This window comes from Streptococcus sp. OMI870, assembly GCF_047460295.1.
Classification (GTDB): domain Bacteria; phylum Bacillota; class Bacilli; order Lactobacillales; family Streptococcaceae; genus Streptococcus.
On the sequence record NZ_JASHGM010000006.1, the window covers coordinates 65,059 to 87,517 of the forward strand.

At 42.8% G+C, this 22,459-nt stretch carries 23 protein-coding genes; 1 reads left to right on the plus strand and 22 read right to left on the minus strand.

The window, feature by feature from the left end; translation table 11 throughout:
* Positions 1 to 12 precede the first annotated feature (12 nt).
* Genes QM968_RS09390 through QM968_RS09400 form a run of 3 tightly spaced genes read right to left on the minus strand, consistent with a single transcriptional unit; the run spans position 13 to position 2,797 of the window.
* Positions 13 to 492 carry a V-type ATP synthase subunit K gene (locus tag QM968_RS09390; protein ID WP_003009435.1) on the minus strand — a complete coding sequence of 160 codons (480 nt, stop codon included), beginning with the start codon at positions 490 to 492 and terminating at the stop codon, positions 13 to 15.
* A gap of 30 nt (positions 493 to 522) precedes the next feature.
* Entirely contained in the window at positions 523 to 2,484 is a 1,962-nt protein-coding gene (locus QM968_RS09395) for a V-type ATP synthase subunit I (protein WP_414383670.1), read from the minus strand.
* Positions 2,474 to 2,797, minus strand: a complete 324-nt coding sequence (locus QM968_RS09400; protein ID WP_414326777.1) for a hypothetical protein — start codon at positions 2,795 to 2,797, stop codon at positions 2,474 to 2,476. The genes QM968_RS09395 and QM968_RS09400 overlap by 11 nt, the downstream gene beginning before the upstream one ends.
* A gap of 292 nt (positions 2,798 to 3,089) precedes the next feature.
* Here QM968_RS09400 and QM968_RS09405 point away from each other — a divergent pair, with 292 nt between their 5' ends.
* Positions 3,090 to 3,929 carry a MurR/RpiR family transcriptional regulator gene (locus QM968_RS09405; RefSeq protein WP_414326778.1) on the plus strand — a complete coding sequence of 280 codons (840 nt, stop codon included), beginning with the start codon at positions 3,090 to 3,092 and terminating at the stop codon, positions 3,927 to 3,929.
* A gap of 98 nt (positions 3,930 to 4,027) precedes the next feature.
* Here QM968_RS09405 and QM968_RS09410 read toward each other — a convergent pair whose 3' ends face one another.
* The 19 genes from QM968_RS09410 to ruvB form a co-directional block, all read right to left on the minus strand.
* Positions 4,028 to 4,915, minus strand: coding sequence for an ROK family protein (locus QM968_RS09410; RefSeq protein ID WP_414383672.1), 888 nt, complete (start codon positions 4,913 to 4,915; stop codon positions 4,028 to 4,030).
* Between the two features lie 15 nt (positions 4,916 to 4,930).
* Positions 4,931 to 5,848 carry a dihydrodipicolinate synthase family protein gene (locus QM968_RS09415; RefSeq protein ID WP_414326781.1) on the minus strand — a complete coding sequence of 306 codons (918 nt, stop codon included), beginning with the start codon at positions 5,846 to 5,848 and terminating at the stop codon, positions 4,931 to 4,933.
* A 31-nt stretch (positions 5,849 to 5,879) separates the two neighbouring features.
* On the minus strand, positions 5,880 to 6,986 hold the full coding sequence (locus QM968_RS09420) for a Gfo/Idh/MocA family protein (protein ID WP_201037265.1): 1,107 nt from the start codon (positions 6,984 to 6,986) through the stop codon (positions 5,880 to 5,882).
* 25 nt (positions 6,987 to 7,011) lie between these two features.
* The gene (locus tag QM968_RS09425) at positions 7,012 to 7,845 is read right to left on the minus strand and encodes a carbohydrate ABC transporter permease (RefSeq protein ID WP_037599884.1); all 834 of its coding nucleotides are present in this window, start codon (positions 7,843 to 7,845) and stop codon (positions 7,012 to 7,014) included.
* On the minus strand, positions 7,845 to 8,729 hold the full coding sequence (locus QM968_RS09430) for a carbohydrate ABC transporter permease (protein ID WP_006595263.1): 885 nt from the start codon (positions 8,727 to 8,729) through the stop codon (positions 7,845 to 7,847). The genes QM968_RS09425 and QM968_RS09430 overlap by 1 nt, the downstream gene beginning before the upstream one ends.
* Before the next feature lie 53 nt (positions 8,730 to 8,782).
* Complete coding sequence (locus tag QM968_RS09435) at positions 8,783 to 10,132, minus strand: ABC transporter substrate-binding protein (protein ID WP_414383674.1); 1,350 nt, start codon at positions 10,130 to 10,132, stop codon at positions 8,783 to 8,785.
* Positions 10,133 to 10,245: 113 nt separating this feature from the next.
* A complete protein-coding gene (locus QM968_RS09440) occupies positions 10,246 to 10,698 on the minus strand; it encodes a YhcH/YjgK/YiaL family protein (RefSeq protein WP_414326784.1) in 453 nt (150 codons plus the stop codon).
* 159 nt (positions 10,699 to 10,857) lie between these two features.
* Entirely contained in the window at positions 10,858 to 11,556 is a 699-nt protein-coding gene (locus QM968_RS09445) for an N-acetylmannosamine-6-phosphate 2-epimerase (RefSeq protein ID WP_414326785.1), read from the minus strand.
* Positions 11,557 to 11,725: 169 nt separating this feature from the next.
* Positions 11,726 to 12,112 (minus strand): ABC transporter permease, encoded by a 387-nt coding sequence (locus tag QM968_RS09450; RefSeq protein ID WP_414326789.1) that lies wholly within the window; start codon positions 12,110 to 12,112, stop codon positions 11,726 to 11,728.
* 158 nt (positions 12,113 to 12,270) lie between these two features.
* Positions 12,271 to 13,323: a zinc-dependent alcohol dehydrogenase family protein gene (locus QM968_RS09455; RefSeq protein WP_414326791.1), complete on the minus strand. Its 1,053-nt coding sequence runs from the start codon at positions 13,321 to 13,323 to the stop codon at positions 12,271 to 12,273.
* 163 nt (positions 13,324 to 13,486) lie between these two features.
* The gene (locus QM968_RS09460; protein WP_414383676.1) at positions 13,487 to 13,810 is read right to left on the minus strand and encodes a hypothetical protein; all 324 of its coding nucleotides are present in this window, start codon (positions 13,808 to 13,810) and stop codon (positions 13,487 to 13,489) included.
* On the minus strand, positions 13,810 to 14,115 hold the full coding sequence (locus tag QM968_RS09465; RefSeq protein WP_009731984.1) for a hypothetical protein: 306 nt from the start codon (positions 14,113 to 14,115) through the stop codon (positions 13,810 to 13,812). The genes QM968_RS09460 and QM968_RS09465 overlap by 1 nt, the downstream gene beginning before the upstream one ends.
* A gap of 13 nt (positions 14,116 to 14,128) precedes the next feature.
* Positions 14,129 to 14,677, minus strand: coding sequence for a hypothetical protein (locus tag QM968_RS09470; RefSeq protein ID WP_154859231.1), 549 nt, complete (start codon positions 14,675 to 14,677; stop codon positions 14,129 to 14,131).
* A gap of 314 nt (positions 14,678 to 14,991) precedes the next feature.
* Positions 14,992 to 17,643: a bifunctional acetaldehyde-CoA/alcohol dehydrogenase gene (adhE, locus tag QM968_RS09475; RefSeq protein ID WP_414383678.1), complete on the minus strand. Its 2,652-nt coding sequence runs from the start codon at positions 17,641 to 17,643 to the stop codon at positions 14,992 to 14,994.
* A gap of 401 nt (positions 17,644 to 18,044) precedes the next feature.
* On the minus strand, positions 18,045 to 19,847 hold the full coding sequence (locus QM968_RS09480; protein WP_414383680.1) for an acyltransferase family protein: 1,803 nt from the start codon (positions 19,845 to 19,847) through the stop codon (positions 18,045 to 18,047).
* A complete protein-coding gene (locus tag QM968_RS09485) occupies positions 19,837 to 20,241 on the minus strand; it encodes a hypothetical protein (RefSeq protein WP_414326798.1) in 405 nt (134 codons plus the stop codon). Before QM968_RS09485 ends, QM968_RS09480 begins: the two co-directional genes overlap by 11 nt.
* A 28-nt stretch (positions 20,242 to 20,269) precedes the next feature.
* Positions 20,270 to 20,695, minus strand: coding sequence for a low molecular weight protein-tyrosine-phosphatase (locus tag QM968_RS09490; RefSeq protein WP_414326800.1), 426 nt, complete (start codon positions 20,693 to 20,695; stop codon positions 20,270 to 20,272).
* Positions 20,696 to 20,868: 173 nt separating this feature from the next.
* Positions 20,869 to 21,435 carry a nucleotidyltransferase family protein gene (locus tag QM968_RS09495; protein WP_414383682.1) on the minus strand — a complete coding sequence of 189 codons (567 nt, stop codon included), beginning with the start codon at positions 21,433 to 21,435 and terminating at the stop codon, positions 20,869 to 20,871.
* Positions 21,436 to 21,441: 6 nt separating this feature from the next.
* Positions 21,442 to 22,440, minus strand: coding sequence for a Holliday junction branch migration DNA helicase RuvB (gene ruvB / locus QM968_RS09500; protein ID WP_045760104.1), 999 nt, complete (start codon positions 22,438 to 22,440; stop codon positions 21,442 to 21,444).
* Between the last annotated feature and the right edge of the window lie 19 nt (positions 22,441 to 22,459).

Below are 22,459 nucleotides of genomic sequence, written 5' to 3' on the forward strand. Positions count from 1 at the left end.
CAAAGCTAGCTCTTAGCCGACGCGTAGGGTCAATAGGAAGGACACAACGAAGGCCAAGATGGCATAGGTTTCAACCATGGCCGCAAGGATAACCCCTTTCATCATGTCTTCAGGGCGTTTAGCCAAGATTTGCATCCCTGCTGTCGCAACATTTCCTTGGTGTTTGGCTGAGAAATAACCAACGATCGCAACTGGAAGAGCTGTAAAGAAGTAAGCGACCCCAGTTTCAAGTGGCATATCTGGCTTAATTTGCAACCAGATCAAGATCCCGATAACGAAACCGTACAAACCTTGTGTACCTGGCAACAATTGCAAAATCAAGGCTTGGGCAAATTTTTCAGGTTGTTCTTTCAAGAGCGCTGCTGCTGCTTGACCCGTTTTACCAACCCCAAGGGCAGATCCCATTCCACTAAGTGCAACGGCGATCGCCACACCAAATGCTGCAAAGAAGGCGCCCCCATGGGCTGAAAAATATGATGCTAAAGATTCCATGAATATACTCCTATTTATAAAAGATAATACTTATTTTTTTGTTTTAATATAGCGTTCAGAAGGTTTAAGAGGACGAAATGGCTTGCCTCCTCCTTCGTAGAACTTACCGAAGAACTCCACAAAGATCAAACGGGCTCCATGCACATATCCCGACAAGAAGGACAGGAACATGTTAATGGCATGTAGGACGATAAAGAGCACAAGCCCTACCGTAAACCGTCCAAGCGGTGGGAAGAGATTGACAATAAGGTTAAAGGCTGAACCGATACTAGCTCCAGACAAGCCCAGGGCCATCAAACGGGTGAAGCTGACCAAGTCTCCGACGTACCCACTGACATTGTAGAGGTTAAAGAGACCGGATGCTAGACCGGATAACTTCTTGGCACTGACAATGGAAACAATCAAGATCCCAATGGCATTTAAAATGGCTAGCCACTTGCCAATCGGAACTAGGACGCTCATCCCTGGCAAGATATTGCCTACTGCTAGAAGCATCAAGCCAAGTAGGATCAAAACCCAAGCAAAGCCCGCATTATAGGCTTCGGTGTAATCTTTGAGGCGGACATTTTTCATTCCTCCTAGGAACAAGCCCACTAAGACAGTGATGAACCCAAAGACAACCGATAGGATCAGGATGGTCATAGCGTTGCTGGTCGTACTGATCAGGGCAAAGGGCATTTCAAATCCGAAGAAAGAGCCATAGACCACTCCCCAAAGGGCCACTGAAATTCCGAGGAGACTGAAGAATCGAAGATTCTTCGCTGTCCCAGGCTTGAGCTTAAAGGCTTTAAGGGCAAAACCTGTTGCTACCGTTAGCAAGAGTCCATAACCGATATCTGCGACCATCATGCCAAAGAATACAAAGTAGAAGAGCGAAACGATCGGTGTCGGATCTTTCTCGTAATACTTAGGCAGGGCGTACATCTCTGTGACTAATTCAAAGGGCTCTACCAAGGCATTGTTTCGCAACTGAATCGGAACGTCATCCCAATCTTTTTCCGTCACATCGCGCGTCTCTAGTAAGACCCGAGAACCAAAACCTTGTTGCAAGAAGTCTCGTAACGAGGCAACTTGGGATGTTTCAATCCAACCCTCTAGGGCTACCAAACTTTGCGTGCTGGCTAGCAGCGACTTGGCCTCCTCACGAGCTCCCAAGCTCAACAAGTAATCCATCTGGTACTTGAGCTGGTCCAACTCCTTCTGGGAGTTTTGCAACTCTGCTAGGGTTGCTGCAACGACAGCTTCTTGCTCTTTGATTTCCCCTTCTAGGCGATCCAGGTAGACGGCCGGGACCTGCTCTTCTTCATAGTCCAATTCTTTGAACCCATGGTCTTCTAGAAGCTCCTGAACAGCTACACGATCTCCTGAACGATACAAGATGACATAACCGTGTTCAGTCTCAGATGTAAAGACTTCTTCCAACTCCAGCTCAGGATGAGCTTTTAAGGAAGAACGAACAGCGTCTGTATCGCTATTCGGGATGGTCCCAATCAAACCATGCACATAGTGAAAGGTAGCAAGAGCTGTTGGTGTCACCTCTAACGGTCGCCATTTTTCTAAGCGATCTATCTCTCCCTTTGCATCTGCAATCTTCTGCCGAGCCTTGTCTAACACGCGCAATTGGCGTTTCAACTTGGTCAATAGAAGTTCCTCGTCTCGAATCATCCCGTGAGCCTGCAAGTCATCAAAAGACAAACTTAAAGGTTCTTCCTTCAGAGCTTGCAGGGCCTTTTTCTCAGGCATGTAGGGCTCTAGAGTCTGAATCATTTTTTCGACTTGTTCTTGACGTTTTTGTAGCTCTACCAAGGCTTGACGATTGTCCTCTGTCAAGGGTTGAGACAAGGTATTTGCCTCAAAGGCAGCCTGCCATTCTTCATGCTCACTGAGGTCATAAATCTGGATTTTCGCCTCAGACTGTAGCGCTAGTAGGAGACTGTCCAAGTCATCTTTTGGCAAGATAAGGGACAGTTTTTTCATCTGACTAACGGACATAGCTTGCTACCACCTTTTCTACAATGGCTTCAACTAACCCAGCTCGCTTATCGGTCATCGCTTGCTGTACTTTAGCATCATTGCGCGCAACCGTTTCTTCCAGATCTTTCGTTAAACGGACGAGTTTTTCTTGGGCGTTTTTTTCTGCCTCTGTAACCAATTGCTTGGTTTCCTCATCGTAATGCTGTGCCACTGTTGCAAGGCGATCGCGTGAATCCGTTCGGATTTGGTCGACTTGAGCTTCATAGCCTACGATCACGCCTTGAGCAGCTTGCTCGATCTCTTGCATCATCTCGAGTGTTGCATTCGACATCGTCACACCTCCTTATTCAACTATTGTTCTTCCAACAACAGTACAATTATCTTAAATTATACCACAATTCATATCGTTTGTTCAGGCTAAATCTAGAATGTTCAGAAAATTATGGATACGCACTAAGGCCGTCTTTTCAACATTGGTAACGTTCTCTTTATTTGTATATCCTGTTCCTAGTTTCAGTATTTCTTGATTTCTTTTACTTGAATAAAGCGGTTAGCCATGTTATAATGTGTAATATATTATAGGAGAATCCTGTTATTTCATTTTGCGAGGAAGGAGGATTGCTGTGAAACAAGATCAAGATTTACGCTCGATTATTGCCAGTCATGAATCAGAGCTGACAGATATGGAACGTGACATTGCCCAATACTTTTTATCGTCAGAAGCGCGACAGCATTCCCTGTCTTCTTCTCGTGTCACTGAATTACTTCATGTTTCAAAGGCAGCTTTGACGCGTTTCTCTCAAAAATGTGGTTTTACTGGCTATCGGGAGTTTGTTTACCATTTTAATGAAGAAACTAAGAATCAAAAACAAGTGCAAGATCATGACGAACTTACTCTCAGTGTTTTGCAACGCTACCACCATATCAGTAACGTCACTGAAAGCCTAGTAAACGATTCACAATTGGACCGGGTGGCTGAACTGATCGACCAAGCGGACCGGGTCTACTTCTTTGGGATCGGTAGTTCTGGTTTAGTAGCTCGAGAAATGAAATTGCGCTTGATGCGACTGGGCGTCGTTTGTGAGGCTCTGACAGATCAAGATGGCTTTGCTTGGACGACGAGCATTCTCGATTCCTCTTGTCTGGTCATCGGTTTCTCACTATCAGGAAGTACGAGCTCTATTACAGACAGTCTTCTAAAAGCCAAGGAAAAAGGGGCCAAGACGATTCTTATAGCTTCTAACCCTGCGGCTATCCACCAAGGATATACAGAGGTATTGCCTGCTGCACCCCTTCCTAGTAGCACCTACATCGATCGAATCTCTGCCATTTTCCCTCTCCTCATCGTAGTGGATTTAGTCTATGCCCATTTCCTCAATAAAAACCGAGAACAAAAAGAAGTCGTCTTTAATAGCTACTGGGAAAACAAAAAACTCTCTAGTCAACGTTCTCGAAAATCTTAATATGGTCTCCCTATTTAAAAAACCATGAAGGTTGGGGCTTCTCTCATCCTTCATGGTTTTTATGATGAAGCAAAAACAAGTCGCCTGTGCGACTTGTTTTATGTTGCATGTTTTTGTCTAAAGTGATAGTAAGCTCCCAACATACCCGCAGCATTTTGATGATGGGCAAATTCCAAACGGATTTTATCTGCTAGGCTAGGTACAAGTTCGGCACACAGAGCTTGATAGATTTTTGGCTTGAGGATGGCTTCCTGGGCCATAATCCCCCCTCCAAGAACGATGACCTCTGGATTGACCACGTAGGCGATATTGGCTAATCCTTTTCCAAGGTAGGCCACCATCCGGTCAATCCCTGCCATACAGATCTTATCTCCTTCTGTCGCCTGCTTGAAAATACGGCGACCATTCCACTGGTCTGAAGGATCGCCATGGCACGCCGCCACATACTCGACCAAGGCAGTTGTAGAAGCTAAATCTTGAAAGGCGCCATCTGGCAAATGAAGATAGCCAACTTCACAAGCTGAATTGCTAAAGCCATGAAAGACTTGACCATCCAACAGGAGGCAACCGCCAATTCCTGTTCCAATTGTCAGGCAAACAGCATTGTTCGATCCTTTAGCATGCCCTGTGGTAACCTCTGCAAGACCAGCACAATTAACATCATTTTCAATCTCACAAGGGAGCTGAAAGGCCTCCTCAATTTCCTTTTTGAATTGAGTGCCAGCATAGTTGGGAATTTGTGGTCCAGCATAAAAGATTTCTCCCTTATCCGGATCGACCATCCCAGCTGAGGAAATCGCAACTCCTGCCAAGGCATGCTTCTTTAAATAACGGGCTACGATTTCTTTCGTTGTCTTAAGAATGTGAGGTCCTCCTTTTTGGGCCTCTGTTGGCATTTCATGGGTCTCTATGAGTTGCCCTTCTGCATCGGCTAGACCATATTTGATACTCGTTCCGCCGATATCAATTACAACATATGGATTCATCTAGACCTCCTTTGATCAAAGGAATCTGTCTTTTGTGTCCTTAATGAGTTGAGCAGCACGTTGGATCACTTCTTGATCCGCTTCTACTACTGCCGTCAAAGGGGAACGAACAGATCCTAATTCCAACCCTTCGTTGATCCGCAATACTTCCTTGATGACTCCATACATGTTTCCATGAGCAGACGTCAAGACTCCGATAATGTCATTGATGGCAAACTGCAAGTCACGCGCAGTCTCCAAGTCTTTCTCAGCAATCAGCTGATTGAGTTTCAAGAAGAGCTCCGGCATAGCACCATAGGTACCTCCAATACCAGCTCCTGCTCCCATCAGACGGCCACCTAAGAATTGCTCATCCGGACCATTAAAGACGATGTGGTCTTCACCACCTAAAGAAGCAAAGGTTTGAATATCCTGCACAGGCATCGAAGAGTTTTTCACCCCAATGACTCGTGGGTTTTTCAACATTTCTTTATACAGACTCGGTGTCAAAGCCACCCCTGCCAATTGCGGGATATTGTAGATAACAAAGTCTGTGCTTGGCGCTGCTGCGCTGATTTCATTCCAATAGTGGGCTACACTATACTCTGGCAAGCGGAAGTAAATCGGCGGAATGGCCGCAATGGCATCTACTCCTAGTTCTTCTGCATGTCGTGCCAATTCCACGCTATCCTTGGTGTTATTGCAGGCTACGTGAGCGATGATGGTCAATTTTCCTTTAGCCACTGCCATGACTTCTTCCAAGACTAGCTTGCGATCGGCCACGCTCTGGTAAATACATTCGCCGGAGGATCCGTTGATATACAAGCCCTGCACACCTTTCGCGATAAAATATTCTACCAGCGCTCGCACCCGCTCCGGGCTAATTTCTCCTTGGTCATCATAGCAGGCGTAAAAAGCGGGGATGACTCCTTCATATTTTTTTAAATCTGACATTTTTCCTCCTTTTGTCGTATCAGTAATGTTATTAACCCATGATCTCTGATAATTTAACTTTTCGATCCTCATTAATGGAACGAGTACAAGCATCAGCAGATGCAATTGCTTCTAGCGCCGCTTCTCCGGTTAATAGTTTTTCAAATTCTTTTGATACAGGAGCACCATTCATTATGTCATGAAGGTATTTCATTTCTTTATCAATAACAGATGAAAGCCACAATGGAGTTCGTTTCCCTGGTTTACCATAGGCAATGGCACCATCCATCTCCGTGCTATGATAAATTCTTGTACGGTCATCATCTTCTTCCTGAGATTCATGAATTAAGAAATATGATTCTTTTCCATCTACTTTCAGAGTACCTTTACAATTAAATAGGTCTAATTTTATAGCACCCTTCGTCCCCTGAATCAGAACGTAGTGTTCTCCCCAACGATAGGCAGAACCCCATTCAAGCAAGGCAAATCGCTTGCCAGGGAATTCCATATTAACAAAAATCATGTCATCTTCATCACCAAAGTTTTCTCCTTGGTGAGCTACATTTCCACCTGTCATCGTAACTGTTTCAGGAATACCTCCCATTAAAAATTGAACGCAATCCAACTCATGGATATGGTGGTAAAGATGTCCCCCTGATTTTTCACGAATTTTTTTCCATGAAATAGATGGTTGTTGTTCTTCCCAGCCATTTCTCGCTGTATGACAGTACAAAACATCTCCAATAACCCCTTGATTGATCAATTCTTTAGCATGATGAACACCATTAAAGAAATTCATAATGTGACCAGCCATGAAAATCACACCATTTTCTTTACATGTTTCTACCATCTCTTTACAATCTTCATATGATAAAGCAATCGGTTTTTCACAGAAAACATTTTTTCCATTCTGAGCAGCTTTAATAACGGGTTCTTTATGCAGATTATTAGGAGAAGCAACAATCACGCAGTCCACATCATCACTTTGAACCAATTCATCTAGTGACGAAGCCACTCGTGCTCCTAATTCTTCTGCTACAGCTTCTGCATTTTCTGGATCATAAACAACTGTAATTACTGCACCTTCATTTTTTTTCATATATCTTGCCAATTCAGCACCAAAGTATCCTGTGCCAACAACACCATAATTTACAACCATTGTTTTACTCCTGTTTCTATTTTTACTATTTTACGGATCCTTCAGAAAGACCACTTGCGATTTTGTTTTGGATAATTGAGAAGAAGATGATTGAAGGCAATACCACAATTACAGATGCCGCCATCATATCTCCCCAATCCAGTATTTCCGAACCGTTTAACGAACGCAAAGCTACTGCAACCGTCATCTTGCTTGTATCGTTGATCAAGATCAGTGCGTAAAGGAATTCATTCCATGCATTGATAAAGGTATAGATAGCTGTGGCAACAATACCTGGTGCAACAATTGGCAACACCACTTTATAGAAGGTAACAAATTTATTCGCACCATCTATTTTTGCTGCTTCCTCGATTCCAATTGGAACGGTTTGGAAGAATCCTACTAACAACCACACTGCATAAGGGACACTAAATGAAAGATAAACAATCATTAAACCAATTAAACTATTGGTTAATCCAACTTTTGCAATAGCAATAGAATAAGGAATTGCCAACAAGATCGGAGGGAAGATATAGGTAATGACTAGCAACCGAGACATGATCGCCCCTAATTTTGGAAAGAAGCGAACAATACCGTAAGCAGCCATTGCAGAAATAATAATAGCGATGACAGTTGTCGTTAATGCGATTAATAAGCTATTTTTTATATTATTTATAAAATGTAGGTCATTAATAACATGCGTAAAATAATCGAGAGTAAACTGTTTAGGCCAAAATCTTGTTGGAAACTGGGTTAATTCACCTTTTCCTTTTACAGAAGATAGAAGGATCCAAATTAAAGGAAAAATTGCGATAATAGTTGAAATAACTAAAACAACATGTGACCCAATATCAAGGAGTACATTTGTTCTTCTCTTCATCATTTTCTACCCTCCTTCTCCCATTTACTAATTACTCCAAAGTAAATGAAACATACTGCCAATAAGAAAATAAATAGCAAGACTGTTACCGCTGAGGCACGCCCAAGAAGTTTTGTTCCCCAACCGAGATTATATGCAAATATTGGCAATGTTGTTGTTGCGTTTGAAGGGCCACCACCAGTAATCAGATAAATAATATCAAAGTTATTAAAGATCCATACTGTTCTCAGTACAACAAGTAATCCGACTACTACTTTAATGTGAGGTAAAATAACAAATCTAAAAACTTGCCAACTGGAAGCTCCATCAATCCTAGCGGCTTCAAACTGTTCCTCCGGAACCGTTTGTAAGGCAGATAGAACATTGACCATGATCATAGGGGCACCAAACCAAATATTAATAAATACTAAACAGATAAAGGCCCAGGTACTTTCTGTCAAAAATCCAGGAACATGATTCATCAGTCCTAATTTCACAATCAAATTAGGTAGATAACCATATACTCCATTTAAGATCCATTGCCAAGAGAAGGCAATGACAATTGTTGGGAAGGCCCAAGGAACAATCAACAATGTTCTATATAACTTCTTAAAGCGTCTAACTCTGTGCAATGCAAGTGCTAACACAAAACCAACAAGCACTTGTCCCAAAAGAGAAAAGACTGTCCATTTAAGGGAGTTGAAGAAGGCATTGTAGAAATTAGGATCCGATAAAACTGCTTTATAATTTGCTAATCCTACAAATTTATACCGCGGCATGATCAAATGTTTGTTTGTAAAGCTAAAATAAATGCTGGAGAAAAATGGGTAAACAAATAATAGTCCAACAATGATAATAGCAGGTAACACAAACACCCATCGAGTCAAATTTCTATTTTTGACCATATGCTTTTTCCTCTCTAAAAACAGAGGCTACATTATTGTAGCCTCTGCTATTATTATTTAACATCAACTGCTACAGTTTCGAATAAATCGTTCAATTGTTTTTCTGCATCCTTAGCAGCCTCCATTGGATCTTTACCATTTGTAATAATATCTTGGAACATTTGTTCAATGATATGTTGGTTTGTTAACATTCCAGCTTGAACACTTGGACCATTTTCATATCCAATAGCTGTACCTTTTTCTGCTGCTTTTGTAATAACTTCTTCTGCATGTTGGAATTTCTTGCGAACGTCATTATCTTTATAGGCTGGATCATCACTAATTCCTTTGATGGCAGGCAACATTCCAACAGGAGTTGAATCTAAGAAGCTAATATAATCTTTCTTTTCATACAAAGATTCTAAGAATGCTTTCGCTACTTCTGGATGTTTGGAATTCTTCCAAACTACCAATGGAATATTAGAAGTTTCAATACCATAATCTTTATCTGATTCTTTTATTTTTGGAATAGGGTAGGCGTCAATCGCATCAATCAATTGAGGGCTATTTGCTTGAATACCACCTACATGGAAGCCTGAGTTAAAGTCAAATGCTGTCTTTCCTTGATAGAACAAAGTAGCTTGCTGCAAGACATTAAAGTTCAATGAGTCTTTCGGAGAAAATTCTTTGTACATCTTCACCCAGTATTTAATTCCATCTTGGGCCAGTTTGCTTGTCAAGTTAGCTTTCAAATCTTTAGTCAATAGGCTACCACCGCCACTTCGTACATAGAAATTCAAGAAGCGTGTCCCCATCATATCATTTGTCCCGAAAGGTACGGATAATCCATAAACTCCATTTTCTTTTAATTTTTTAGAAGCTTCATACAACTGATCCCATGTTTTTGGAACTTCAATATTATATTGTTTCAATAAATCAGTGCGAACCCACATAACTTGAGCATGTGAGTACAAAGGCACGGAATAAAAATTGCCATCAACCTTCGCTTCATCTAATGCTGTTTTATTAAATTTGTCTTCTCCAATCGTCTTAACAGTATCATTCAATGGAACCAAAGCATCTGAATTCACCATTTCCATAACTTGGTTTGGCAAAGCTGTACTAATATCTGGAACATTGCCATTTGCTAATCCAGTCGTCCATTTTGTATAGAAGTCATTCCATGAAAATGTCTCAATCTTGATTTTAACTTTTGGATGCTTCTTCATGAACTCATCAGCTGATTTTTGAATACTTTCTAACCGAGGCCCTTGAGTAAATGAGTGCCACATTACAATTTCACCAGATAATTCTCCAGTTTTATTACTTCCTTCTGCATCATTTTTTGAAGATGAACATGCAGTGACAAACAATGCGAATAACGCGAGAACCAAAGCGAAAAGAATTTTCTTACTATTTTTCATTATTTTCCTCTTTCTGTTTTAAATACAAAATATGTAATCAGCGCTTTGAAGACTTAACTTCTCCGAAAAAACTAACTATATTGCCTATCTCCTCCATTTTCTATTTAAGACATCTAATCAATCGCAATTTTGAATAAATATTTTCTGACTGTTTCTTCCTGACCTGAATAACCATTTGGTTGGTGAGGTTCCCCAGGGAAGAAGACTGCAAAATTATGATAACCCAAATGAAGTGGATAGAATTTCTCACAATGAACAAAGCCAATATCACTTGCTTCATCAAATGGAATAGCTTCATCTAGGATACGGGAACCGTAGCTAGAGAATTCATGCCCTTCAACTAATAAATGAAGGTCGGCATAACGGCGATGATGTTCAAAGCGACCATTTTCATCTTTGTTAAGGGTGTTTTCTTGAACAACGAGAAAGACCTTGTCACCGTCGATATCATATCTCCCTAGCTCAAAAGAATCTTTCCGGTGTTCATAGAGAAAATCAATCGCTTGATCCAGATTAGGATGAATCCCTTTGTACAATTTTATGTTTGTTAAATCATCAAATATCATCTATTTCTCCTTTTACACTAGATTTATGTTACAGAAAGTTAAGCAAATATGAGTTCCTTCTTGAAATCTTCATCGTTATCCCTTCACTGAAACATTCTCATTAAATGAATTCGACTACTCTCTATTGGGTCTCCTCCTTCAATCTTCTGTTTTGTTTTCTCAATTTAAAGCTGCGACAAAGCGCTCGGTGATCTCTTTTGGTCGGGTAATAGCGCCACCTACGACGATACCGCGCACCCCGAGATCATGTATTTTCTTGGCCTGATCAGGAGAGTGGATCTTGCCTTCTGCAATGACATCCACTCCTGCTTGGCAGAGGCTATGGATCAGTTCAAAATCTGGTCCATCGACCTTTGGACTGTAGTCTGTATAGCCAGATAAGGTCGTTCCGACAAAGTCTACTCCAGCTTCAACAGCCGTCAATCCTTCTTCCAAGGTCGAGATATCGGCCATGAGCAGCTGATCGGGATATTTTTCTTTGACTTGATGGATAAAGTCACTAATCGAAAGACCATCATGACGGGGACGTTTGGTACAATCCAGAGCAATGAGCGCGATATCCAATGCTGCTAATTCATCAACTTCTTTCATGGTAGCCGTGATAAAGGGTTCTTCCGGTGGGTAGTCACGCTTGATAATCCCAATGATCGGTAACTTGGTCACTTCCTTGATTTCCTTGATATCCCGGACACTATTGGCTCGGATCCCGACAGCTCCACCCTGCTCAGCCGCTTTAACCAAGAGAGGAATGACTCCTCCAGTTTCTGTATAGAGCGGTTCGTGAGGGAGAGCCTGACAAGAAACAATGATGCCATCTTTGATTTGCTGGATCAATTCATCTTTTGTAATCTTTGACATAACTCCTTCTCCTTTGATAATAAGGCAACTCGAGTACTTGTAAATTGATTATAATCCATTTTTAAAGCGCTTACAACATTATTCTTGCAATTGGATTATAGTTTCGCATTTTGGGAAAAATAAAAAGATCTCTGAAACTAGTTTCAGAGATCGACATGGTGACAATTCACTAAACCATCTTTTGAGCCGCTTTTTCCTTTACGACAAATACAAAGCCGATAGAGCCAACGACAGCTCCAAGCAAGATCCAATAGGCCATATCCGATGACGCAATTGGGCCTGCCAAGAGACCTGCTAATAAAAAGAGATCGATATAGAGTCTGATATCCCGATAGAAGGTCCAATTGAAATGGTAGCTACCTTCCGTGTACTTCCGTGTCGATACAGGCGGTTGAAAGACCTGCAACAAAATCAAAATCCCAACAAAAGCAAGATAAGCGAGGCTAACTACCGAAAGCGGAGCCCGCATCGTCAAAGCTACAGCCGCTAAAAGCAAGACCAAGATCCAGAAATGAAAGTCCAACCAGAATTCACGATGGTAACGAAAGCCCTTCATAAGTTCACACCTTTCTATCCATATAATCGTTTTCTACACTTATATTATAAGACAAAGAAATTTTTTTGCAAGGAGAAATCGGTTAGCTGGAACTGAAAATAGGACCAGAATATCTCTGGCCCTACTAAAAAAACTATGAACAAAAATTAGCTAACACTTCATTGACTAATGTCATTATCGATAATGACTTTCAAGGCATTGTTTTCTCCAGCATGTTTGAAGATTTCGTATGCCTTCTCCGCCTCTGAAAGTTTAAAGTGGTGAGTCACCAACTTCGTCGCATCAATCTTACCTGACTTCAATACATTAAGAAGCATCTCAGTTGTATTGGCATTAACCAAACCAGTGTTGAGCGTGATGTTCTTAATCCAAAGGTCATCAAGATTGAAGCTAACTGGCTTCCCATGCACTCCGACGTTGGCAATATGACCGCCGACAGAGATAATATTTTGGCAGACATCGAAGGTAGCTGGATAGCCCACACATTCCATCGAGATGTCAACACCACGACCATCGGTCACTTCATTGATAAAGGTCTTGATTTCATCAATATCACTTGAACAAATGGTATGGGTAGCCCCAAACTTCTTAGAAGCTTCCAGACGAGATTCAGACAAGTCCACCATGATAATCGTAGCTGGTGAGAAGAATTGTACGGTTAAGAGAGCTGCTAAACCGATTGGCCCTGCACCAACGATACAAACGTTGTCCCCAGGTTTCACATGAGATGGGAGAACCCCAATTTCATAGGAAGTTGGAAGAATGTCTGAGAGCATAACAAGGGCTTCATCATCAACAGAGGCAGGTGCATGATAGAGACTACCGTCTGCGTGAGGGATATGCACATACTCTGCTTGGGTACCATTGATCAAGTGACCGAGAATCCAACCACCGTCTTCACAGTGAGATGGTAAGCCACGTTTACAGTAGTAGCACGTGTTACAAGTTGTCACACAAGAGATGATAACCTTGTCCCCCACCTTAAAGTTCGTAACCGCATCACCGACTTCTTCGACTATCCCAATTCCTTCGTGACCAAGAATCGTTCCTTCTTTACAAGCTGGAACATCTCCTCCCAAAATATGGAGGTCTGTTCCACAAATGGTCGTTTTGACCAAACGTACAATCGCATCAGTCGGTTTCTTGATGACTGGTTTTGGTTGATCGATCAACTGTAGATTTCCTGCGGATACATAGGTTGCTGCTTTCATAAGCGACTCCTTTTTTGTTGGTTTTATCAAACCATTTTATTGTAGTTTTACTTTGTGAATATTATAACATATAAAGGAAGCGCTTGCAACACTTCGTGAGAACATTTTTAAAAGTTTTTTGAACAAAATAAAACATTCCCCTTATCTCTACCAGAGGAATGTTTTAATCACCTTGTTCTAATCGTTGGCGCTGTCTGTAATACTCTTGCTGCTCGCGTTCTCGCTCTTCCTCTAAGCGCTCTTCATAGCGCTTGAGTTCTGCCTCAAACTCTTCTTGCAAGGCGAACAAGCGCTCCAAGCCACTTTGGGCCTCCGCACTGGGGGCTTGAAAATGCAGAGCACTCAGCCAGTCTACTAAATTTTCTGTATGTTGCCGAACATCCATGCGCATATCCGCATAATCCCACTCCAGCTCACTGATCTTCTGGTTGAAGCGGTGATGTCGATCTTCTAGTTGTTCTAATTCACTATTTCCTGAATGGTACATCACATACCTCCTTTAATCGGACTCAATAGAATGGGCTTCTTCACTGATTTCAGTGCTGCTTCTGCCGCGTCCGCTGCTCCTCCTGTAAATCCATCTTTCAAATCACTAACTAGGGTTGTTGTAGCAAAAGAGCGCATCTTTTCTGATTGCCCGCTCAAAGTTACCTGCAAACTCATCCCTTCCAACATCATCAAGGCTTTTTGCGTAGCAATCAAACTCCGAATTGCAATTCGCTCTTGCTCCTTTTTAATCTCTCGATGGAGCTCCTCAATTCGTTCTCTATCCTCTCCCAGGATCTCTAACATCTTTTTCTCCTACTTATGAAAAATCAATAGCCACGGCTTGTCCCTTGTCCAAGTCGACTAATTGAGCGGATGCAGCCTCTAGCTGGCCTGCCAAATCTGACAAACGTGTCGAGTAGGCCTTTGCTTGGGCAAGGTTTTCCGCCTCTACCGCTTGGTCCCAACAAGCATCCATAGAGAACTCTCCTAATAGTTGCTCCACTTCTGCGTCTGTTAAAAATTGGGCCATCCCGTGGGCTATTTGAGACACCTCGGTGACCTTAGAGAAAACTGCTTCCTTGGCCTCTTCCAGCTTGCCCTTGAGCTCAGTCTCAAACACAGTTGCTTGCGCTAAAGCACTCTGTGCGACTGCCAGCACCAATTCCTCCCGCAATTGAATGGTCTGGGTCCCAGACGCGCCTGCTAGTTGCTGATGGAGACTCGGAATACTTGGCCTTTCCTGCCCATACATGGAGACCACCGAAGCAGATGATGGATGATTTTCTGAAGCGGACGTTGCCCGATCTCTTTGGGGCATTTCAATAATTTTCTGTGCCTGATCTTGCACTTCACCTTCTAACTCCATTTGAGATGGCCTCCTTTCCTGATTTCTTTCGTTTTATTTTTTTGCCTATAACTGAAAAGCTATCCTAGCCCTTCAGCACAAGCAGATTCACACACTATAGGGTAACATAAATTAGCTTGAAATGCTATAAAAATAACACAATTTCGGAAAAAAATCTAATTTTTCACGAAAAAGCGATTCTGAGACCTAAAAAGCAAAAAAGACGAGCAAGCCCTCTGCTCCCTTTCTTCTATTGAAACTTGAAAAGGCCATCAAAAATCCCCCGCTCTTTTGAGCGAGGGATAGCTGATAAACATCAGTTGTTCTCTAGCACCTTATTTACGACGTCCTGGACGTTCTTTGTAACCATAGTATGCATCTTCGATGATTTCTTGCATATGGTCTACCATTGGAAGACGTGGGTTAGCTGGTGAACATTGATCTTCGTAAGCAAGGAAGGCCAATTCGCGAGAATGTTTCTTCCATTCTTTTTCATCGATTCCTTGTGCTTTAAAGTTCATTTGGATTCCTACGTGCTCACCGAGTTCGTAAACAGCTTTTGCGTAAGCTTCAACTGCTTCTTCTGGTGTAGAGCATGGAAGGCCAAGCATACGAGCGATGTCTTGATATTTCTCATCTGCACGGTAGTAATTGTACTTAGGCCATGTCGCTGTCTTAGCCGGACGTGTACCGTTGTAACGGATAACGTATGGAAGCAAGATCGCATTGGTGCGTCCGTGAATGGTGTGGAATTGCGCACCAATCTTGTGGGCCATTGAGTGAGAAATACCGAGGAAGGCATTGGCGAAGGCCATACCTGCGATGGTTGACGCATTGTGCATCTTTTCGCGTGAATGAAAGTCCGCGTTCTTCACTGAGCTTTCCAAGTTTTCGAAGACAAGTTTGATGGCTTGAAGAGCAAGACCATCAGTGTAATCACTTGCCATTTGAGATACATAAGCTTCTGTTGCGTGCGTCAAAACGTCCATACCAGTGTCCGCTGCAACAGATCCTGGAACAGTCAATACCAAGGCAGGATCTACAATGGCAACGGTTGGCGTCAATGAGTAGTCTGCGATTGGGTATTTACGGTTGTTTGCTTTATCAGAGATAACGGCAAATGGTGTTACTTCAGATCCTGTACCAGATGTTGTTGGGATGGCAATGAATTTGGTCTTCTTACCAAGCAATGGGAACTTGAAGGCACGTTTACGGATATCCATGAATTTTTGAACCAAGTCACGGAAGTCCACTTCTGGTTGTTCGTAGAAGAGCCACATTACTTTGGCCGCATCCATTGGAGAGCCACCACCGAGAGCGACGATAGTATCTGGTTTGAAGGCACGCATGATCTCTGTACCACGTTCAACGGTTGTGATATCTGGATCTGGTTCTACGTCTGCAAAGATTTGGTAAACCACCTTGTTGCGACGAAGGTCAAGCTGTTCGATGATGCGATCAAGGAAACCAAGCTCTACCATAGCGTGGTCTGTAACGATCATGACACGTTCAACGTCACGACATTTTTGTAGGTATTCAATTGAATCACGTTCAAAGTATGTTTTTGAAGGTAGTTTCATCCATTGCATGTTATTTCTCCGGCGTCCGACTTTTTTGATATTCAAGAGGTTGATGGCACTAACGTTGTCCCCAACAGAGTTGCGTCCGTAAGAACCACATCCAAGTGTCAATGATGGCAAGAAGGCATTGTAAACATCCCCGATACCACCGAAAGTCGAAGGAGAGTTGCAGATCACACGAATGGCTTTAACTGCTTTACCAAATTCTTTGGTCAATTCTTCGTCAGCTGTATGGATGGCAGCTGAGTGACCAAGACCGTTGAATTCAACCATTTGGCGAGCTTTGTTAATTCCGTCTTCACGGCTTTCAGATTTTAAGACAGCGATGACTGGTGACAATTTTTCACGAGTCAAAGGCTCTTTTTCACCAACTTCTTTACATTCTGCCGCAAGGATATTGGTTCCTTCTGGAACTGAGAAGCCAGCTTGTTCTGCGATCCATGCTGCTGGTTTCCCAACGATGTCCGCATTCAATTTAGCACCCGCACAGTTCTTGCTGTTGGCTTTTACGCCGAAGCAGAACTCTTCAAGAAGGGCTTTTTCTTTTTTGTTAACAAAGTAAGTGTGGTAAGATTTGAATTCTTCAACAAACTCATCGTAGATTTCTTTATCGATGATGACCGCTTGTTCAGACGCACAGACCATACCATTGTCAAATGATTTAGACATGACGATATCGTGTGCAGCTTGGCGGATATTAGCTGATTTTTCAACATAGGCAGGAACGTTTCCGGCACCTACCCCAAGAGCTGGCTTCCCACATGAGTATGCCGCTTTAACCATGGCATTCCCACCTGTTGCAAGGATAGTCGCAATCCCTTCGTGGTTCATAAGGGCACTGGTTGCTTCCATAGATGGTTGCGTAATCCATTGCACACAATTCTCAGGTGCTCCAGCTGCAATTGCTGCATCGCGGACGATTTGTGCCGCATGAGCAGATGATTCTTGAGCAGATGGGTGGAAAGCAAAGACGATTGGGTTCCGTGTCTTCAAGGAAATCAAAGCTTTAAAGATTGCTGTTGAAGTAGGGTTGGTTGTAGGTGTGATCCCGCAGACAACACCGACTGGCTCAGCAATAAGGGTCAAACCAGTGACGTCATCTTCTTGAATGACACCAACTGTCTTGGTGTGACGCATGTTGTTTACAACGTGCTCACAAGCGAACAAGTTCTTAGTCGCCTTGTCTTCAAAGACTCCACGACCAGTTTCTTCATAGGCATGAAGAGCAAGCTCACCGTGTGCGTCAAGAGCCGCTACAGATGCTTTTGCAACGATGTAGTCTACTTGTTCCTGATCCAATTTGCGCATTTCTTCAAGCGCTACAAGCGCTTTTTGCACCAACTCGTCTACGTGTTTTTCAGCAGCGAGTTTCTTTTCTTCAGGTGAGAGAGTTTTTTTATCAGCCATTTGATGCTTTCCTCCAATGTTTGAAACCCTTATCCTTTTCCGGAACTTTTTCTTGTTTTCAGAAACTTTCAAGAATAGTGTAAGAAATTTCGATTTGTTAATTATTTCACAATATCATTGTACTCTATTTTAAGATTTTTGTAAACACTTCCAGGCAACTTTCACAAAGAATTTTTTGTTGTTTGTGAATTTTTTATCAAATTAAACGCAATTACAGGACTTTTCTGATCACATTGTGAAAAAAATATTAAAAAAATTTTTTCTTCACAAAGTAAAATTTTCAACCTGTTTTTGTAAGCGTTTTCTTAATCTTACTAAAAAAAGCAGCTCTTTACAAGTAAAAAGTTGCTTTTGTTCTCTTTTGTTAGCATTTGTTTTATTGCAATTTCAAAAAAGTCTTTCTATTTCTTAACTGGACCTTTTTCCGCTTTATCAAGGGCTTCCTTGACGGTTTGGGCATAGAGTTCGCCACCATTGGTTTCCATATTGAAGTGAACAGAGTCTGTTCCCACCCAAATGTTTGGATTTTCAACAGCTACTTGGTACCAATCTGCAATGGTAATAAAATCATACTTCTTGGCTAATTCCAACTCATAGAGACGAGTTTGGACCGATTCGCTAGACTCGTCGTTGGCATAACGACCATCATATGGTGTCACAAGAATCAAGCGACGACCTTTTGGAAGTTTTTCAACATACTGATCCAGCAACTCTTTGTAATTGCTAACAGTATTAGTTCCTAGGGCAATGACGACATTTTTCAATAAGACCTTATTGGAAATATCAGTCTCAAAGACCTTCATTCCATTTTCCAACTGACGGCTCACCACCGCATCGATCTGGATGCCTGGAATTGCTTTTAATAGGTAATCCTGCGCTCTCAAGTTAACTGAATCACCAATCATGGTCACCCCATTTGAGACGTTGTAATCTGTCGCCGTAGCATTTTCCACTTGTGTCCGTGTGACCTGCATTTTATTGTCTGCTTGATTGAGGCCACTGATAACTAAGCTTTCGTCAAAGGCTCCCACTGTTGGTGCAAAGGCAGAAATCCCAATCATCAACAGGGTCAAGGGAATCATCAGGTAAAAGATTGGCTTGGTTAAAAAACTGAGGTCCATCTTCATGCCAAAGACATGAGGCTCTTTACCTGCAATGGTTGGCTCCAAAATATAGAAAGAAAGAGCTGTTAGAATCAAGGAGACAATTGTCGTCGCAATAGCTCCTACCACATTTCCCAACTGTTGGGAGAAGATAATAAAGAAAGGCCAGTGGAAAAGATAGACACCATAACTGGTATCTGCCAAGAAATTGAGGATGGCGGGTTCTTTTTTATCTGGCGTCTTCTCATGGAGAATGCGGGCCGAAAGAATCATGGCGCAAGCCGCAATGGTCGCTACTAAAAAGCCAAATAGATAGGTCCATAAGCTATCAAATGGCAAGAAAAGACTGAGCAGGAACAAGAAGGCAAAACTGCCAATCAAGACCGCTAGCGTCTTTTTCGTACTCCAAGACTGTACGAGTTTTGTAAAGTTTGGACTGACATTAGAAATCCCTGTCACCGTTGCTAAACACGATCCCGCAAAGAAGGGGAAGATATGGGTAAAACTAGAGAAATAAATCGTGGAGAAATTGGCTGTCAAAAAGGCACGGATGAACATGGACAAGAAGGTGAAGAGAAAGAGCCCACTGGATGCTAAGAAGAGCATGCCTCGGTATTTCCCAACCGTCTTAGACCGCTTAGCCAAGAACCATGCTAGGAGCGCCCACAGCACATAGTAATGCACCTCTAGAGCCAAACTCCAAGTATGAAGGAAGAGGTGAGGAATAAAGTTACTTTCGTAACTACCACCGGTTGCCATCTCAAAGAAATTGGTCACAAAACCAAAGACCGCTGCAATCTGAGTCCCAATACCAGCAACGTAGTCCCGTTGAACCATAAAGGTAAAAGGCATCACAACCAAGACCATGAAAACAAGTGGCGGTACGATTCGATAAAAGCGCCGTTTTAAGAAAGCTAGGTAGTCGATCTCCTGCTTGCGCGCAAATTCATCGATCAAGAGAGCAGTAATTAAAAATCCTGAAAAGGTGAAGAAAATATCTACCCCAATAAAGCCTCCTGGGAAGGCTTTCTGGAAGAAATGGTAGAGCAATACCAATAAGAGTCCAGTGACACGGACGAGTGAAAACCATTTAATGCGCATTCTGATAAATCCCCTGCTTGAATGTTCCTTTGTATACGACGTTGGCTTCTGTGGTTAAGGTGCCTTTGCCCTCGGGCTGACCATTGACAAACTGTCCTTCATAGGTCCAGCCATCCTTAGACTTGAACTTGCCATAACCACTAAAAGAGCCGTTGACGAGGTTGCCCGTATAGGTATCCCCATTTTTGAAAGTGACCGTTCCCTTGCCATTCATCTTGCCACGAACTAAACTTCCCTTGTAGCGGATAGCCCCCTTGTCCAGAGTCAAAGTACCCTGACCTGGAATAGCTGAAAAGAAGACTAGCAAAGCGGATAAAACAATCACGACCAATGCTGCTATTTCTAAATTTTTTCTTGTTAGATAGACCTTGTAAGTCTCCAAAAATTCTTTCATATTCTGTATTCTCTCACATATCAAACTCTTAAGAAGTTGCTAGCCGATCTAACCAAGCCTCACAGCCGGCCAGAACCCTGCGATAGGTTTCCTCAAAATCACCGGTATACCATGGATCCGGCACACTTTCAGCAGCAAAAAGATGGATCTTATGCTCTGTCCCTGCAGGAGCCATTTGTTTTAGATCTGCCACATTGTTTTCGTCCATCCCTAGGATCACATCAAAGGCATAAAAATCCTCTTCCTTGATCTGTAAGGAAGTCTTAGCTGGATCATAAGGGACTTGGTATTGTTGAAAGATTTTCTGGGTCCCCCGATGGATGGGATTGCCATGTTCCCAACTAGAGGTGGCCCGACTTTCAATCTCATACTGATCGGTCAAGTCCTTCATGACGAACTCTGCCATGGGGCTCCGACAAATATTTCCTAAGCAGACAAAGACGATTTTTTTCATGACACCACCTAACTCCTTGTTCAGACTACCAAATCTACATGAGCCCTTCGCTTTCCACTATGGAAAACCAGCATACTATTACTATTATAACAAAAATGTGACAGAAAAATGACAAAGGGGCTCTATCATTTTAAAGAAAAATCAGATTCCTTTTTCAAATCTGATCTTTTTCTCTATTTTGGAAAACGAACCTCTAATTGAGGCCATTTCCTCTGCCAATTTTTCTTTTTCATGCGTTCCGTATAAACCGCCAAACGCTCTGAACTGGCTAAAAAATGTGGAGTCGGCTCAACGATGAAGTCTTCGATATCCCTTGTCCCATAGGGGAGAAAGAGCTCTAGCTGACCATCTTTCCTCAAGCGAACCGCAAGGGCCGTACACTGCTCGGGGTATTTAGAAACCGCGTCACAAGCACTGCGATAAGGAGCCGTCCCTGGACTATGCTGGTGCATGTAGACTTGATTCTTCACTTCCCAAGCGTACTGGGGATAGGTCTTCTTTAATCCCTGCTCGATCTGCAAAGTCTCCTCATAGCTGATCGCAGGGTCATAAAAAACCAGATCCAGATCTGTTGTCGCGTCAAACCCTAGTCTGCCAGAAAGCTGGTTCCAGATGAAATTGCGCACCGCACCTGCTGCTAACCAAGCGTCTGCCAGGTTGAGATCCCGAATAATAGCCAAGACTTTCATCATCTCCGGATCCGCTTGGATTTGTTCTACGATTGCTTCTTCTGTCAGCATCTTCTTCTAGTCTCCATTGTAGGGGTAACCCAGGTGTTCATAAGCCTTGCGGGTTGCCACGCGCCCTGTCCGGGTCCGCATGATAAAGCCTTTCTGAATTAGGTAAGGCTCATACATGTCCTCAACAGTTTCCCTCTCTTCAGCAATATTGACCGATAGGGTCCCAAGGCCAACCGGGCCACCGCCGTACATTTCAATCATGGTACGCAGGATCTTTTGATCGACATAGTCCAGACCTTCATGGTCTACATCCAGCATAGAGAGGGCCTTGTCTGTAATGGTATCGTCAATCAAGCCATCGCCCATAATCTGGGCAAAATCGCGCACTCGTTTGAGCAAACGGTTGGCAATCCGAGGAGTCCCCCGACTACGAAGAGAAAGCTCTTCGGCAGCCTCGTGGGTAATCTCCATCTCAAAGATCTCGGCGGTCCGCTCGACAATCTCTGTCAGATCATCTTGCTCATAGTATTCCATGTGTCCGGTAATCCCAAAGCGAGCACGTAAGGGATTGGACAGCATACCAGCTCGAGTCGTCGCCCCAATCAGAGTGAAGGGAGGAAGATCTAGATGAACACTCCGGCTGGTCTCGCCAGCACCAATCATGATATCGATGTAAAAATCTTCCATGGCACTGTAAAGCACTTCTTCGACGGACATAGGCAAACGGTGGATCTCATCGATAAAGAGGACATCGCCCGGCTCTAGATCATTGAGGATAGCTACCAAATCACCAGCCTTTTCAATGACAGGACCGGAAGTCTGCTTGAGATTAACACCCAGTTCATTGGCAATGACAAAAGCCATGGTGGTTTTCCCCAGTCCTGGAGGGCCAAAAAGAAGGACATGGTCCAGCGCTTCATCCCGAAGCTTAGCCGCCTCAATAAAGATTTTCAGCTGGTCCTTGACCTTATCTTGGCCGATATATTCATGTAAATATTGCGGGCGCAGCGTCCGTTCAACGGCCTCTTCATCGCCCATGATTTCATTGTCTAAAATTCTACTCATACAGTCTATTATAGCAAAA

Bases quoted from the DNA above. Each gene is read 5' to 3' on its own strand.
- QM968_RS09445 (WP_414326785.1), bottom strand. From the start codon at position 11,556: ATGTCAAAGATTACAAAAGATGAATTGATCCAGCAAATCAAAGATGGC.
- ruvB (WP_045760104.1), bottom strand. From the start codon at position 22,440: ATGAGTAGAATTTTAGACAATGAAATCATGGGCGATGAAGAGGCCGTT.
- QM968_RS09425 (WP_037599884.1), bottom strand. From the start codon at position 7,845: ATGAAGAGAAGAACAAATGTACTCCTTGATATTGGGTCACATGTTGTT.
- adhE (WP_414383678.1), bottom strand. From the start codon at position 17,643: ATGGCTGATAAAAAAACTCTCTCACCTGAAGAAAAGAAACTCGCTGCT.
- QM968_RS09400 (WP_414326777.1), bottom strand. From the start codon at position 2,797: ATGTCGAATGCAACACTCGAGATGATGCAAGAGATCGAGCAAGCTGCT.
- QM968_RS09465 (WP_009731984.1), bottom strand. From the start codon at position 14,115: ATGTTAGAGATCCTGGGAGAGGATAGAGAACGAATTGAGGAGCTCCAT.
- QM968_RS09395 (WP_414383670.1), bottom strand. From the start codon at position 2,484: ATGTCCGTTAGTCAGATGAAAAAACTGTCCCTTATCTTGCCAAAAGAT.
- QM968_RS09495 (WP_414383682.1), bottom strand. From the start codon at position 21,435: ATGCTGACAGAAGAAGCAATCGTAGAACAAATCCAAGCGGATCCGGAG.
- QM968_RS09430 (WP_006595263.1), bottom strand. From the start codon at position 8,729: ATGGTCAAAAATAGAAATTTGACTCGATGGGTGTTTGTGTTACCTGCT.
- QM968_RS09480 (WP_414383680.1), bottom strand. From the start codon at position 19,847: ATGCGCATTAAATGGTTTTCACTCGTCCGTGTCACTGGACTCTTATTG.
- QM968_RS09420 (WP_201037265.1), bottom strand. From the start codon at position 6,986: ATGGTTGTAAATTATGGTGTTGTTGGCACAGGATACTTTGGTGCTGAA.
- QM968_RS09410 (WP_414383672.1), bottom strand. From the start codon at position 4,915: ATGAATCCATATGTTGTAATTGATATCGGCGGAACGAGTATCAAATAT.
- QM968_RS09455 (WP_414326791.1), bottom strand. From the start codon at position 13,323: ATGAAAGCAGCAACCTATGTATCCGCAGGAAATCTACAGTTGATCGAT.
- QM968_RS09485 (WP_414326798.1), bottom strand. From the start codon at position 20,241: ATGAAAGAATTTTTGGAGACTTACAAGGTCTATCTAACAAGAAAAAAT.
- QM968_RS09490 (WP_414326800.1), bottom strand. From the start codon at position 20,695: ATGAAAAAAATCGTCTTTGTCTGCTTAGGAAATATTTGTCGGAGCCCC.
- QM968_RS09470 (WP_154859231.1), bottom strand. From the start codon at position 14,677: ATGGAGTTAGAAGGTGAAGTGCAAGATCAGGCACAGAAAATTATTGAA.
- QM968_RS09460 (WP_414383676.1), bottom strand. From the start codon at position 13,810: ATGTACCATTCAGGAAATAGTGAATTAGAACAACTAGAAGATCGACAT.
- QM968_RS09450 (WP_414326789.1), bottom strand. From the start codon at position 12,112: ATGAAGGGCTTTCGTTACCATCGTGAATTCTGGTTGGACTTTCATTTC.
- QM968_RS09415 (WP_414326781.1), bottom strand. From the start codon at position 5,848: ATGTCAGATTTAAAAAAATATGAAGGAGTCATCCCCGCTTTTTACGCC.
- QM968_RS09435 (WP_414383674.1), bottom strand. From the start codon at position 10,132: ATGAAAAATAGTAAGAAAATTCTTTTCGCTTTGGTTCTCGCGTTATTC.
- QM968_RS09440 (WP_414326784.1), bottom strand. From the start codon at position 10,698: ATGATATTTGATGATTTAACAAACATAAAATTGTACAAAGGGATTCAT.
- QM968_RS09390 (WP_003009435.1), bottom strand. From the start codon at position 492: ATGGAATCTTTAGCATCATATTTTTCAGCCCATGGGGGCGCCTTCTTT.